The organism is Alcanivorax sp. S6407 (genome assembly GCF_023016115.1).
Lineage (GTDB): Bacteria > Pseudomonadota > Gammaproteobacteria > Pseudomonadales > Alcanivoracaceae > Alcanivorax.
The window spans coordinates 813,325-825,971 of record NZ_JALKBH010000002.1 but is presented as its reverse complement, the minus strand read 5'-3'; the positions used below and the strand labels follow the sequence as shown (position 1 = coordinate 825,971).

The 12,647-nt window shown below is 58.7% G+C and carries 13 protein-coding genes; 4 read left to right on the top strand and 9 right to left on the bottom strand.

What is annotated here, in order from left to right; genetic code table 11:
* Nucleotides 1-55 precede the first annotated feature (55 nt).
* Nucleotides 56-1,285, bottom strand: a complete 1,230-nt coding sequence (locus MWU49_RS07005; RefSeq protein WP_246969911.1) for a GGDEF domain-containing protein — start codon at nt 1,283-1,285, stop codon at nt 56-58.
* Nucleotides 1,286-1,365: 80 nt separating this feature from the next.
* The gene (locus MWU49_RS07000; RefSeq protein WP_246969908.1) at nt 1,366-1,638 is read right to left on the bottom strand and encodes an Arc family DNA-binding protein; all 273 of its coding nucleotides are present in this window, start codon (nt 1,636-1,638) and stop codon (nt 1,366-1,368) included.
* 311 nt (nt 1,639-1,949) lie between these two features.
* Between MWU49_RS07000 and MWU49_RS06995 the strand changes: the two genes are divergently transcribed.
* Entirely contained in the window at nt 1,950-2,897 is a 948-nt protein-coding gene (locus tag MWU49_RS06995; protein WP_246969905.1) for a LysR family transcriptional regulator, read from the top strand.
* A 113-nt stretch (nt 2,898-3,010) separates the two neighbouring features.
* On the opposite strand, the gene MWU49_RS06990 is transcribed toward MWU49_RS06995, so the two are convergent.
* Entirely contained in the window at nt 3,011-3,919 is a 909-nt protein-coding gene (locus MWU49_RS06990; protein ID WP_246969901.1) for a 6-carboxytetrahydropterin synthase, read from the bottom strand.
* A 213-nt stretch (nt 3,920-4,132) separates the two neighbouring features.
* Here MWU49_RS06990 and MWU49_RS06985 point away from each other — a divergent pair, with 213 nt between their 5' ends.
* Together MWU49_RS06985 and MWU49_RS06980 are read left to right on the top strand one after the other, a co-directional pair.
* The gene (locus MWU49_RS06985; protein WP_246969898.1) at nt 4,133-4,471 is read left to right on the top strand and encodes a histidine triad nucleotide-binding protein; all 339 of its coding nucleotides are present in this window, start codon (nt 4,133-4,135) and stop codon (nt 4,469-4,471) included.
* 31 nt (nt 4,472-4,502) lie between these two features.
* Entirely contained in the window at nt 4,503-5,117 is a 615-nt protein-coding gene (locus MWU49_RS06980; protein WP_246969895.1) for an ACP phosphodiesterase, read from the top strand.
* On the opposite strand, the gene MWU49_RS06975 is transcribed toward MWU49_RS06980, so the two are convergent.
* From MWU49_RS06975 to MWU49_RS06965, 3 genes are all read right to left on the bottom strand, one after another.
* Nucleotides 5,099-6,403 carry a sigma-54 dependent transcriptional regulator gene (locus MWU49_RS06975; RefSeq protein ID WP_246969892.1) on the bottom strand — a complete coding sequence of 435 codons (1,305 nt, stop codon included), beginning with the start codon at nt 6,401-6,403 and terminating at the stop codon, nt 5,099-5,101. The genes MWU49_RS06980 and MWU49_RS06975 overlap by 19 nt on opposite strands.
* A 274-nt stretch (nt 6,404-6,677) precedes the next feature.
* Nucleotides 6,678-7,511 carry an SDR family oxidoreductase gene (locus MWU49_RS06970; protein ID WP_246969889.1) on the bottom strand — a complete coding sequence of 278 codons (834 nt, stop codon included), beginning with the start codon at nt 7,509-7,511 and terminating at the stop codon, nt 6,678-6,680.
* Nucleotides 7,512-7,570: 59 nt separating this feature from the next.
* Nucleotides 7,571-8,518: an alpha/beta fold hydrolase gene (locus tag MWU49_RS06965; RefSeq protein WP_246969885.1), complete on the bottom strand. Its 948-nt coding sequence runs from the start codon at nt 8,516-8,518 to the stop codon at nt 7,571-7,573.
* Nucleotides 8,519-8,545: 27 nt separating this feature from the next.
* Here MWU49_RS06965 and MWU49_RS06960 point away from each other — a divergent pair, with 27 nt between their 5' ends.
* Nucleotides 8,546-8,983 (top strand): 3D domain-containing protein, encoded by a 438-nt coding sequence (locus MWU49_RS06960; RefSeq protein ID WP_246969882.1) that lies wholly within the window; start codon nt 8,546-8,548, stop codon nt 8,981-8,983.
* 484 nt (nt 8,984-9,467) lie between these two features.
* Here MWU49_RS06960 and MWU49_RS06955 read toward each other — a convergent pair whose 3' ends face one another.
* Genes MWU49_RS06955 through MWU49_RS06945 form a run of 3 tightly spaced genes read right to left on the bottom strand, consistent with a single transcriptional unit; the run spans nt 9,468 to nt 12,596 of the window.
* Nucleotides 9,468-10,226 (bottom strand): SDR family oxidoreductase, encoded by a 759-nt coding sequence (locus tag MWU49_RS06955; RefSeq protein WP_246969878.1) that lies wholly within the window; start codon nt 10,224-10,226, stop codon nt 9,468-9,470.
* Entirely contained in the window at nt 10,223-11,155 is a 933-nt protein-coding gene (locus tag MWU49_RS06950) for an alpha/beta hydrolase (RefSeq protein WP_246969875.1), read from the bottom strand. The genes MWU49_RS06955 and MWU49_RS06950 overlap by 4 nt, the downstream gene beginning before the upstream one ends.
* Nucleotides 11,139-12,596 carry an NAD(P)/FAD-dependent oxidoreductase gene (locus MWU49_RS06945; RefSeq protein WP_246969872.1) on the bottom strand — a complete coding sequence of 486 codons (1,458 nt, stop codon included), beginning with the start codon at nt 12,594-12,596 and terminating at the stop codon, nt 11,139-11,141. Before MWU49_RS06945 ends, MWU49_RS06950 begins: the two co-directional genes overlap by 17 nt.
* Between the last annotated feature and the right edge of the window lie 51 nt (nt 12,597-12,647).

Sequence of the window (12,647 nt, the reverse complement as noted above, 5' to 3'; positions counted from 1 at the left end):
ATCAGGCATCAGGCATCAGGCATCAGGCATCAGGCATCAAGCATGCTGCGTCTCTTTACGTCAGCATCTCCACCTGACCCTGATTGTTCATCATGGCGACGCGGTTGCGGCCGGCGCCTTTGGCCTGGTAGAGGGCTTCGTCAGCCTGTTTCAGCAAGGCGTCGCCGTTATCTGCGCCGCCGTCGGAGCAGGAGACACCGATACTGATGGTCACGACCTGGTTGACGCGGGAGCCGCTGTGGGGGAGGCCCAGCTGTTCTACCCGGTTGCGCATGCGCTCGGCGAAAACCAGGGCATCATTGAAGCTGGAGTCGGTGAGCACGATGACAAACTCTTCACCGCCATAGCGGGCGGCAAAATCCTTCTCTGCCTGCACCATGGAAAGCGGTACCGCTGAGACTTTCTTCAGACATTCATCCCCGGCGGGGTGGCCGTAGGTGTCGTTGTATTGCTTGAAGAAATCGATATCGAAGAGCAGCAGGTTAATCCGCTCCGGCGCATCCGGACTGTTCTGTTTAAGCAGGTGATAAAGATGGTTGAGACGAGCTTCCATACCGCGGCGGTTGATGCAGCCGGTCATACCATCCACGGTGGCCTGGCTCTCCAGTACCTGGTTGGCGGTATGCAGTTCGTCCCGGTGTTGATAGAGCACATGCTCGGAGAGGAAGTGCTTGCGCAGCAACCGTTCATAAACGTACTGGCCAAACAAGCTCATGCTGACAAAGGCCAGGCTTAGCAGGGCCAGGGAGAGATGCTCGAATGGGGTAGATTGCGTCGAGATGAACAGCCCGGCGATCAGGGCGCAGGTCATCAGTACAGTACTGATAACAGTGCTGTACAGAGGTAGCCGAAACAGGGTGCTGATCATTACCACTGACAGCGGGGTCTGCAAAAAGAACACCCAGGACAGGGGATGATCAATGATCACGCCCAGGTAAATACCTGACAGGGACAAGGTAAAGGACAGTGCCAGCAGTGCGGGCTGCAGCCAGTCACGCCAGCGCGGCTGGTGGCAGAGAATCAGACAGCCGCCGGTGACCATCAGTGAAAACAGTCGGGGTCGCCAGGTCTTCAGCAGAATGTCGGTGCCGACCAGGGATTCCACCACCATGGCGGATACCAGCAGGATGGCGATCAGTATCAGTGCCGCGGAGGCGGCACCGGCGGCACTGTTGCGTGAATAATATCGGAAGTCCTGCTCGAGGGGGGCGGGCAGGCGAAGGTGCCAGGGCAGGCTGATATCATTGCCTGTGGGTAGCGGATTGTGAGTCTGGTTAGCAGTCACGCCGTGTAGGGCTCCCTGGGTCCTTGATCGAGCCGGAATCCATATACGTGTCCGGCCCTGAATCGCCTATTGTAGGGAGACTAGTCGAGCAGAGCCAATAACGCCTGCTGTTTGGCAGGGGAAAGGCGACGGAAGCGTTCCAGAAGGTAGGCTTCCTCGTTACCTGCCGGTACGGCAGGTGCTCCCTGGGGCATGGCCTCGGGCCAGTTGCTCAGGCTGTGCTGCAGCCGGGCAATGATTTCTGCATTCATGCTGCGGTGGCTAAACCGGGCCGCTTCTGAGACTTCTGCACGCATTCCGCAAGGAAAACGCACCACGAACTTCTCGGCTCGCGTGGTGACGTTACTGGTCATAATTACCTCTGATGCACTTTCAGCAAACTGAACCTCTCTGGCGATTGCGGCTCGCCGGGGTTCGACAACAGGGCCGAAAGGTTAGTGAACAGGGATGAACAAGGCTCACCTTACGCATTTTTATGCTCTCAGGCGATACTGGCACGTTGCCATTAATGCTAATTAGAGACGTTGTTAACACTGTTTGCGCTAACCAATTTTACTTAGCGGTTGTCCTGTGCCGGGAATGTGATCAGGGCCACATTAGGAGCGGGCCTGTGCCGGTGCTAGAATTCATCACATCAATGACAACCTCTTCGGCAATCTGATTGATGAATATAGCCTCTGCGGATCTCAACCTGCTCAAGTACCTTGATGTCCTGTTACGGGAGCAGAATGTCACCCGGGCTGCAGAACAGCTGGGTATTACCCAGCCCGCCATGAGCAATTCCCTCAAGCGGCTACGGGAGCTGTTCGGTGATCCGCTGCTGATTCGCACCAGTGATGGCATGACGGCCACCGAACGGGCCCAGGAGTTACGCCCGCTGGTGCGCCAGATTCTTGCCCAGACCGAGCAGTTGTTCACCCCGGAAGACGGCTTCCGCCCGGAGGAAAGCCGCCGGGTGTTCCGGATCATGACCAGTGACTATGCGGAAGGCACTCTGGTGCCGCATATCGTGCGCCGGCTGCGGGCGGAAGCCCCCCATGTGGTGCTTGATTTCCTGACCCCTTCAGACGTGAGTTATCAGGATATGGAGCAGGGTCGGGTGGACATGGCGGTGAACCGTTTCAATGAAATTCCCGGCTCGTTTCACCAGGTCAGCCTGTGGAAGGATTCCTTCTCCTGTCTGCTCAATCGCGATAACCCGATTGCCAAGGATTTTGATCTGGATAGCTACCTGTCGGCCCAGCACATCTGGGTGTCCAAGACCGGTTTCGGTGTGGGCTTCGGCATGAATCCGGAAAAGCTGGGTGGGCTGGGCTGGATTGATCATGCGCTGGAGCAATTGGGCAAGAGCCGCAAGATCAGTATCTTCACCCGCCACTATCAGATGCCCGCATTGCTGGCCATGAACAATGATCTGGTCGCTACGTTGCCTTCCCGGGTGGCAAAAATGCAGGCCCAGAATCCGCGCCTGCTGATCAAGAAGCCACCGTTTGATATTCCCGAGTTCGAACTGAAGATGGCCTGGTCATCGTTGCTGCATCACAACGTGGCCCATCGCTGGCTGCGCAGGCTGATTCAGGAAGAAGCGGAACGGATTCTGGACGAGGAATAATAGCTACAAGCTACAAGCTACAAGCTACAAGCTACAAGCTACGCTTGATTCGATAGGAAAACCCGGAAAAGTTCCCGGGCTTCTGCAGTGCTACGTTCCTACAGGGGGGCGCGTCAGATTACCGCCGCGCCACTCAGCCAGCCTGAATGCGCCTTGCCGGGCATGTCTTCGCCGGCTTCGGCGATGGCGCCCTTGCCGACGCCTTCGAAGGCGCGCACCCGGAAGTGTTTGCCGGGAGCTTCCGCTGCCAGTTGCTCAGCGATATGGGCTGCCAGTTGCTCCACGGTGGAATCGGTGTCGATCAGGTAGCAGTGATCTTCCGGAATCACCAGCTCGAAATGGCCCTGGGGCGCATCGTAGCGGAAGCGGTGATGGGGAATCTCGTCGATGTAGTAGGTGCCTTCCAGATCTTCACGGGTGCCCAGGTAGATGTCTTCCCAGCGATCGGCCCAGAGCTTTTCCCAGTAACGGCTGCGGCGGCCGTTCTCGAAGATATGGATGTTGGAGCGATGGCCATGGGCAATGCGCTGGCAGTTGCCGTCATGCTTCTTCAGGCCATGGGAGTAGTGATAGAAGGGGGCGGTACCGGTATCTTCTTCGCGAAGCACAACGCGGACTTCATGCACGTTGTCCGGTACCACGCCTTGCACCAGTTCCATCAGATACAGCGTCAGGCTGGCCTTGGAGACTTCCGTGCCGGGCATCAGCAGCAGGCTCTCACTGGGAACGACCATGCGAATGGTGCCGCCGCGGTAATTCCATTCCAGGCTGGTGTCATTGTCGCGTTCTGCCACGCTGGCCTGATCGCAGTCCACCGGGACCAGCAGGCGATGGTCGACGCTTTCATCAATGGCGTCCTTGATACGCTTCTTGATGTGGCCGAAGTCAAACACCATGCCCTGATTGTCCAGATCTCCGCTCAGTTCGAGATCTACCAGCCAGGATTCACCGACCATCCCGCGTTTGGGATGCAGGTAGGAAAAGTCGGCGACGGTCAAATTTTCAACGAAGAGTGTGGCCATGCTGTTCCGGTTGATCAAAAGTGGGTTCAGAGAGCACTATAATGCCACCATTCTGACCTGCCGCTAAGGCGAACGTCACCGTCTACGGACGAATTTGGTGCAATTATCGTGTGAGCTGTGAACCGTGGCACACACTATAGTCCGCAAAGTGCACATCTTGCGTCAAACCGTGCAGCCGATACTGGCATCGAGCCCCCAGGAGCCGCGATATCCATGTCTGAAACCCTGTTTTCCAAGATCATCGACCGTGAAATCCCTGCAGACATCATTTTTGAAGATGATCAGTGTCTGGCGTTCCGGGATATCAATCCCCAGGCCCCCACCCATTTTCTGGTGATTCCGAAAAAGCCTATCCCGAAGTTGTCTGACGCCGAGGGAGAAGATCAGGCGCTGCTGGGGCATCTGTTGCTGGTGGCCAGCCAGGTAGCCAGGCAGGAAGGTCTGGAGGATTTTCGCCTTAACGTGAACAACGGCGCCGGCGCCAGCCAGACCGTGTTCCACCTGCATGTGCATGTGCTGGGTGGTCGTTCTTTCAGCTGGCCTCCGGGCTGATCGCTGAGCGCCCCCGCGGGGGCGCGCTGTAATGAATTATCTTGCCCATCTGTGCCTGGCGCAGCCTTCGGTGTCCTCCAAGGTGGGGAACATGCTGGGCGACTTCATGCGTGGCGTGGAGGTGGCGACATTGCCGGTGGCGGTCCGTGACGGGCTGGAAAACCATCGCCTGGTGGATCGTTTCACCGATTCCCATGATTGGGTACAGGCCCAGCGACGCCAGTTTTCTTCTGCCCGGCGACGTTTTGCCGGCGTGGCCCTCGATGTGTTGTTCGATCATTTTCTGTGGCGCCACTGGTCTACGTTCTATGCGCAGCCTCGCAGCGAACTGATTGAACTGCATTACCGTCATCTGCAGGCGGGTGATGCGCTGATGCCGGATCTAATGCGGCAGCGAGTGCAGCGACTGGTTGAGCATGACCTGCTTAACCGCTATGCGCAGCTGGACCAGGTGGGTCAGGCGCTGGATGTGATTGCCGCGCGGATTCGTTTCGCCAACCATTTTGCCGGCATGGTAGACGAGATCGCGCCACGCTATGAGGCGCTGGAGCAAGGTTTTCTGGCGTTCTATCCGCAGCTTCAGCAGGCAGTGGCCGAGGCGGCTCTGGAACAGGAGTGGCAGCAGGTTCAGGGCAGTGGAATATGATGCTTTTCGATTAGTCGATAGAGGCTTGAGCGGCTGATCTGCAGGCGTTTAGCGGCTTCCTGCACATTGTTCTGACACTCCACCAGACACTGGCGAATGTAGTGTCTTTCCTGACGGTTACGGTATTGCGACAGGCTTTGTATGGCCTGGTTGGACTCGCTGGCCGGGGCCAGGCCGAGATCGACGCTGCGGATAATGCCGTTGCGATTGTTCACCGCCGCTCTCAACAGACAGTTTCTCAGTTCGCGCACATTGCCGGGGAAGTCATGTTCCATCAATGTGGCCATGGCGGAATCATCCAGTACCACCGGTGGCTCGTGGTGGCTGAGAAAGTGCTCGGCCAGCACCGGTATGTCTTCCTGGTGGCTGCGCAGCGGTGGCAATGTCAGGGCCAGAACATTGAGGCGATGAAACAGGTCCAGCCGGAAGTTGCCGGCGTCCACTTCGTCTTCCAGGCAATGGTTACTGGCGCAGATGATGCGGATGTCGGCATGCTGCGCGCAGCTGTTGCCCATGGGGGTGAACTGCTCCGATTCCAGAAAGCGCAGCAGGTTGGCCTGGCTGGTCTGAGACAGGTCACCAATTTCATCCAGAAAAAGAGTGCCACCCTCTGCCTCGCGCAGTTTTCCCGGGTAGCTGCGGGCAGCGCCGGGGAAGGCGCCTTGCTGGTAGCCGAATAGTTCGCTGCAGAACAGGCTGTCTTCAATGGCGGCGCAGTTCAGGGTGACAAAGGGCTGTTCGCGGCGGGGCGAATGCTGATGGATCCACTGGGCGGCGTATTCCTTGCCGGTGCCACTTTCCCCCTGCAGCAGCACCGGTAGTTCGGTGCGCCCGTAGATAGAGAGTTTATGGCGCAGTTCGGTCATGGCCGGCGACAGGCCGAGGATCAGCGGCGGAGTCGGCAGGTTGTCGAAGCGGGGGCGGCTTTCCGCCAGCAGTCGCTCCAGGAAATCCGCAATGTGCCGGGTGGGAGCGGTATCCTCACAGTAATCGTGAAAGGCGGTGCCGATCAGTGCCTGGATTTTATCGCTGCCCAGGGCTTCCTTGCTGCACAGGGCAATATAGCTGCCATCCTGTAGACGGTCGCTGACAGCGTTGAGGCATTCCCAGGATTCCGGGCCGGGCAGGTGAATGATGCCGACCCCGGGCCAGATGGTGGTGTCCAGGGCGTCGAGTTTCTGGACAACAAGTTGCCATCCCCGAGCGGCCAGGCGCTGGGGCAAGGCAAGGCGTGAGTCGCGGTGGTCTACCACCAGGACTTGCAGTAATGGATGATCCAGGCTCACGGCAGTCCCTTCCGTGATGATGTCTTCAGTCCCCTCCTTTCCCGGGGGGAGTTTGGACCTCTATCTGTGTCACCGGGCGATCATCAGGCGTCCTGCCTGAAGGGCCTGGCTGGTAAACAGGGATTCAGAGGTACCCTCGTCCTAACATTAGCGCTGTTTGCTCCCTTCGGCCAATCCATAATGCAAAGTTGCGTAGCCATTGCGTTACGGTGTTTTACCGTGCCAACGGGGCAAAGTGCAGCCCCGGGCGGGGCTGCCTGACTCAGGGAGAGGCTCAGAGCGCCGGCAGATCCAGCTCTGCCATGGTGTCGTAATAGAGGGTTTCAGCCAGTTGCGGGTTGCGCGCCAGGGGCGAGCGCATGGCGGGCTTGAAGTTGGCGAAGTATTCCCCGCTGACCCCGGCATACTGTGGATCCAGGGCCAGGCTGACGGGCAGGCGGGCGGCTTTTTCCGGTGTGGTCAGGGTGGGGCGAATCAGTGCCATCAGGGCTTTCGGGGCATAACGGAATATGGGCGTGTCTACGCCGCCGGGGTGCAGGGCATTACTGGTAATGCCAAGTTCCGCCAGGCGGTCTGCCAGCACATTGCTGAACAGGATATTGGCCAGCTTGGATTGTCCGTAGGCATCCATGACCAGATAGGGCTTGCGGCCTCGCCAGGTCTTCTTGTTGATACGGCCCAGCCAGTGCGCCACGGATGCCAGATGCAGGATGCGCGGCTGTTGACCTTTTTGCAGCAGTGGCAGCATCAGGTGGGTGAACAACACCGGGCCCAGGTAGTTCACCGCAAACTGCATTTCGTAGCCATCCTTGCTGAATTGCTGGCGGGTGGGGACCACGCCGGCGTTATTGATCAGCACATCCAGTGAGTCCAGCTCCCGGTTGATGATGGCGGCGCTGTCTCGCACGTTTTCCAGATCAGACAGGTCCAGTTGGAACAGGCGGACCTTGGCAGACGGGTGGGCGTTCTTGATCCGGGCAACGGCGGCCTGGCCCTTGTCCAGATCCCGGCAGGCGAGAATGACCTCGGCGCCGCGGCCGGCCAGTTGCTCTGCGGTACAAAAGCCGATGCCGGAGTTGCCGCCGGTGATCAGAACCCGTTTGCTCATGATACGTCCTCCTGGGGATGGCTGTGTGTTGCCACTATGGGTTGGGTGCACACAGGGTATCAGTCTGAGCGGGCCTGTAACTGGCCTGGTGGGCCAAATGCGGTGTCTGCGGAGTGCGAGGCTGGCCTGCTCTGCAGCACCTGCAGTGTGTCTTGCTGTTGCTTTACCCAGTCGATGATCAAGTTGCCGGTGGTTTGCCACTGCTTGCCTTGCAGGAGCAGATGAGGTCCCTGGGCAATGGCGTGGTACGTGAGTTGGCCCTGCAGATGTTGTCTTAGCGCGACGATGCCGGCTTCGGGAACGCTGGTGTCCCTTTCTCCGTAGAGCAGCAAGACCGGCGTGTCGTTATGGTTGAGGGTGGGGGCAAGATCACTGGCGCTGTCGGCGAGCTGAATCAGCCCCCAGTAGCTGTCTAGTCGTACCTGGCGGATGATCTTGTCGTCTTGCGCAAGCCGTCGCGCCTGGGAGGGGGCGAGCAACGGGTCTTGCGGATCTCGTTCCACCTTGACGCGATAGCCCGGCGCCAGCGCGGCGGCACTGGCGATGGCGGCATTCCAGGTATACCGAAAACGGATGCCCTCACGCACGGCCGGGCCGGAAAGAATGATGCCCGCCACACTTTGTGGATGCTCCAGTGCGGCCAGTATGGCGACGGCGCCGCCCAGGCTTTCACCCATTACAAACACTGGCTGGTGATAAACTTCTGATAAATACGCTATGCGCCGGGCGGCTTCCTTCACCAATAACGATTCACCCGCCCATCTGCCTTCTATTTGGCGCTCGCCAAATCCGGCCTGGTCATAACTCTCCAGATAGATGCCGGCATTGGCGAACAGGGGACCCAACTGGGTAAACGCAGCGGAATAGTCGCCAAAACTGTGCAGGCCGAGTACCACTGCCCTCGGTGAAGAGACGGGCTGCCACTGTCGCAGTGTCGGCGAGAGCGGGAGTTTTTCAGCATCAAAAGGCTGCCGCGCGCCGCAGGCGTTAAGAAGAAAAGTTATCATCACGATCATTATTGTCCGGAGCATTGAATGACTGTACCGATCTCTCTGCAAAGCAAGGTGAAAGCCCTGGGGCTGGCAGCCGTGCTGGTGATCATCACCTGGGCGGTGTCAGCGGGCGAATCCGGCCCGCCGCCGGTCACCCTGACGGTGACCGCCACCGCCTATAACTCCCTGCACGGGCAGGGGGCTGGCAAGGATCACGCGCTGGCGGCATGGGGAGACCGACTGGAGCCAGGCATGCAGGCCATCGCCGTTTCCCGGGATCTGATTCCGTTGGGGCTGGGGCATAACGCGGAGGTGGAGATTGAAGGACTGCCGGGTGTCTGGGTGGTGAAAGACAAGATGAACCGACGCTGGAAGCACAAGATTGATATCTACATGGGAGAAGATCTGGAGGCAGCCCGGGCGTGGGGCAAGCGGCAGGTGACGATTACCTTCGCGGCACCGGTGGAAGAGGCGCTTTGAGCTACAAGCTACAAGCTACAAGCTACAAGCTACAAGCTACAAGCTACAAGCTACAAGCTACAAGCTACAAGCTACAAGCTACAAGCTACAAGCTACAAGCTACAAGCTACAAGCTACGCTTGATTGGAAGGAAAAACCGGGAAAAGTTCCCGAGCTCCATCATTTCTACGAAGCCCCTGTAGGAACGTAGCGTAGCGGAGTAACGCACGTAGTGCGGCCCCGAAGGGGTGAGCGGAGCGAATAACGAGCCTGCTCGCGATCCGAGCCCAAGCGAGGTAAGGATTCCAGAAGCGGGTTGCGAGTACCGGGTTTCGAAGATCAAAAAACTGGGCCGGACACGCTATTTGAGGTTTGGCCCTTCGAAACTCGTTACTCGCAACTCGAAACTATTACCTCGCCCAGGCTCGGATCGCTTGCAGGCAAGCTCCCACAGCAGCCACTAGAGAGTGTTTTGCCGACGCAATAAGGCGTCAGGCGTCAGGCGTCACTCCCTGCTCATGAATTTCATCAGCAAACGGGTGGTGAAGCCGGGGAGCAGTTTGTCGCCCAGTTTCATCAGTTTGAACACGCCGCCCACCGGGTTGTGTACGCCGGTGTCATGATTGGCGGTGTGCCAGACGGCGTTGGCGATGTCTTCGGCATCCAGATTCACGCCCATGCGATCGATCACCGGGGCGCGGAAGTCAGCATCGGTGACCATGGGGGTGCTAACGAAGGGCGGCATGATGTCGGCAACCCGGATGCCCTGGCGCCCCCATTCGATATCCAGGGATTCTGTCAGCGAGCGAACCGCGAACTTGCTGGCGGAGTAGGAGGAAAAGTGCGGGGTGCCATACATGGCCGATGCCGAGCTCATGTTGATCACCACCGGCGCTTCGCTTTCCAGCAAATGCGGGTAAGCGGCCAGGCTCATGTAGATCAGCCCGGTCACGTTGATGTCGATGATCTGCTTGTGTTTGGCGGCCGGAATATCCTCGAAGCGCCCCATCTGCAGAATGCCGGCACAGTTGAACAGCACGTCCAGCCCGCCGTGGCTGGCGAAGTCGCTGGCAGCCTGATGGCAGGACTGTTCATCGGTCACATCCAGCTGACGGTACCAGCAACCACCCAGCTCTTCGGAGAGGGTCTGCAGTGCCTGCTCATTGATGTCGGTGAGCCCTACCTGCCAACCCTTGCGATGGAACAGTCTGGCCGTGGCGAGACCAATACCGCTGGCGGCACCGGTGATAAAGATGCGGTTCATGATTGTGCTTCCTTGCAGTGCTGATGAATAAACCGGGCGCAGGTCATCAGTGCATGATCAGCATCGGCCAGCACCCCTGCATGCAGTTGAAAATCATGCCAGCGCTGCGGGTGTACCTGCAATCGCGCATTGCTGCCTGCCTGATTCAGTGTGTCGCACAGGCGCAGGCTGTCATTCAGGAGAATCTCGTCGCTTCCGGCCTGAATCAGTACCGGCGGCAGACCACTCAGGTCGCCATTGATAGGTGAGCATTCGGGCCGGGCCGGGTCGATACCGGCATAGGCGGTGGCAGATTGCTGCAGCCACTCTCTGCTGAGCATGATGTCGCGGTCGGTATCGAACAGCTGGTTCAGGGTCAGGTCCGCCCAGGGTGAAAACAGAATCACGCAGGCGGGCAGGGGGAGCTGTTTTTCCTTGAGCATGAGCAGGGTGGCAAGAGCCAGCCCGCCACCGGCAGAGTCGCCCGCCAACGTCAGGTTCTGTGCTGCCACACCTTGATCGAGCAGGCTCTGGTAGACCGCCAGCGCATCCTCGATGGCGGCCGGGCAGGGATGCTCCGGAGCCAGCCTGTAATCCGGCACCACCACCCGGGCGTTGGCAAATCGAGCCAGATGCGATGTCACGGACTTGTGGCTGTCAGGGCTGCCGGCCACATAGCCGCCGCCATGCAGATACAGCACCGTGGACTGGACGTTCAGTGGTTGGTAATGGCGGCACGGTACGCCGGCAACAGGGGCGTCGTGGTCGGCAACATCGCGTGCGCGCAGGGTGCTGAGAGCCATGATGTCCAGCCAGCGGCGTTGTGCGTTCAGGCTCAAAAACCGGGTGGCAGGTTTGAACAACAGCGCCAGGGACAGGCGTAACAGTCGTGCCAGCAGTTGTTGCATGAACGATTGTGAACGGCTGACCCGATCAACGAACAAGCTCATAGTCGCTCCAGTTAACCTGACGGGTCAGGCGGCGATAATCGAAAGTGAAACCCGGCCAGTTGTTAGTGTTCTTGCCGGACTCGGTTTTGTACCAGCTGTGACAGCCCTTGTTCCAGACCGTATCGCGAATCTTGTGTTGTATGTCGGCGTTGAAGCGGGCCTGGACATTGGTGCGCACATCCAGCGCCTTGAGACCGTTGTCCTCCATGGCGGCGAGACATTGGCGGATGTAGTGAATCTGGCTTTCCAGCATGTAAATGATGGAGTTGTGGCCGAGGTTGGTGTTCGGACCATACAGCATGAACAGGTTGGGGAAGCCATGCACGGCGATGCCCAGATAGGCTTCGGCACCGTCCTGCCATGCCTGGTTCAGGTCCTGTCCGTTGCGCCCGGTGATCTTCATGGGGGTCAGGAAGTCGGTGGCCTGGAAGCCGGTACCATAGATGATGACATCGGCATCATGATGAATGCCGCTGCTGTCGGTCAGACCGTTGCCTTCAACAGATTGAATGCCGTGGTTGATGACCTCCACATTGTCTTGTGCCAGTGCCGGGTAATAGTCATTGGACATGAGAATGCGCTTGCAGCCCATGGGATAATCCGGGGTCAGCTTTTCGCGCAGCATTGGGTCGGCAATCTGCTTGTTGAGATGGCGTTTGAATAGCCACTCGTAAATCTTCATGGCTTGCTGCAGAGAGGTAAAGCCAAGCACCCGGGACTCGTTGCTGGCGTAGATGCGCAGCCGGTCCAGGGTCTGGGTAATCGGCAGGTGCTTGAGCAGCCAGTGCTCGAAGCGGGTATAGGCGCGGTCCGGTTTGGCAATTACATGAGCTGCCGAACGCTGGAACAGCATCACCTTGGCCGCCTTTTTCGCCACTTCCGGCACGAACTGGATGGCACTGGCGCCGGTGCCGACCACTGCTACCGTCTTGCCGGTCAGATCCAGATCGTGATTCCAGCGCGCACTGTGGAACTGCTGTCCCTGGAAGCCCTCGATGCCGGGCAGTGGCGGGTAGGCGGGTTGATTGAGCTGGCCGGTGGCGGTGATCAGCGCCTGGCAGGTGAGCGTCTCGCCGTTGCCCAGAGTGAGTTCCCAGATGCTGTCCTCTTCGCGAAAACGGGCCTCGGTCACTTCGGTATGGAAACGAATGTGGCGATAGAGGTCATATTTGCGCGCGCAATACTGCTGGTAGGCAAGGATCTCCTCCTGGGGGGCAAACCGGCGCGTCCACGGGTAATGGCGTTCAAAGGAAAAGGAGTAGAGGTGCGAGGGCACGTCGCAGGCGGCGCCGGGGTAGGTGTTGTCTCGCCAGCAGCCGCCCACTTCGTCGGCCTTTTCGAGGATCAGTAAATCATCCTGGCCCTGTTCCTTGAGCCGGATGGCCATGCCCAGCCCGCCAAAGCCGGCACCAATAATGATGACCTGGTGTGTGGTGTCCATGAGGTAAACATCTCTATTGTCATTATTGAGTCCACTCTAGCGAGACCCGCA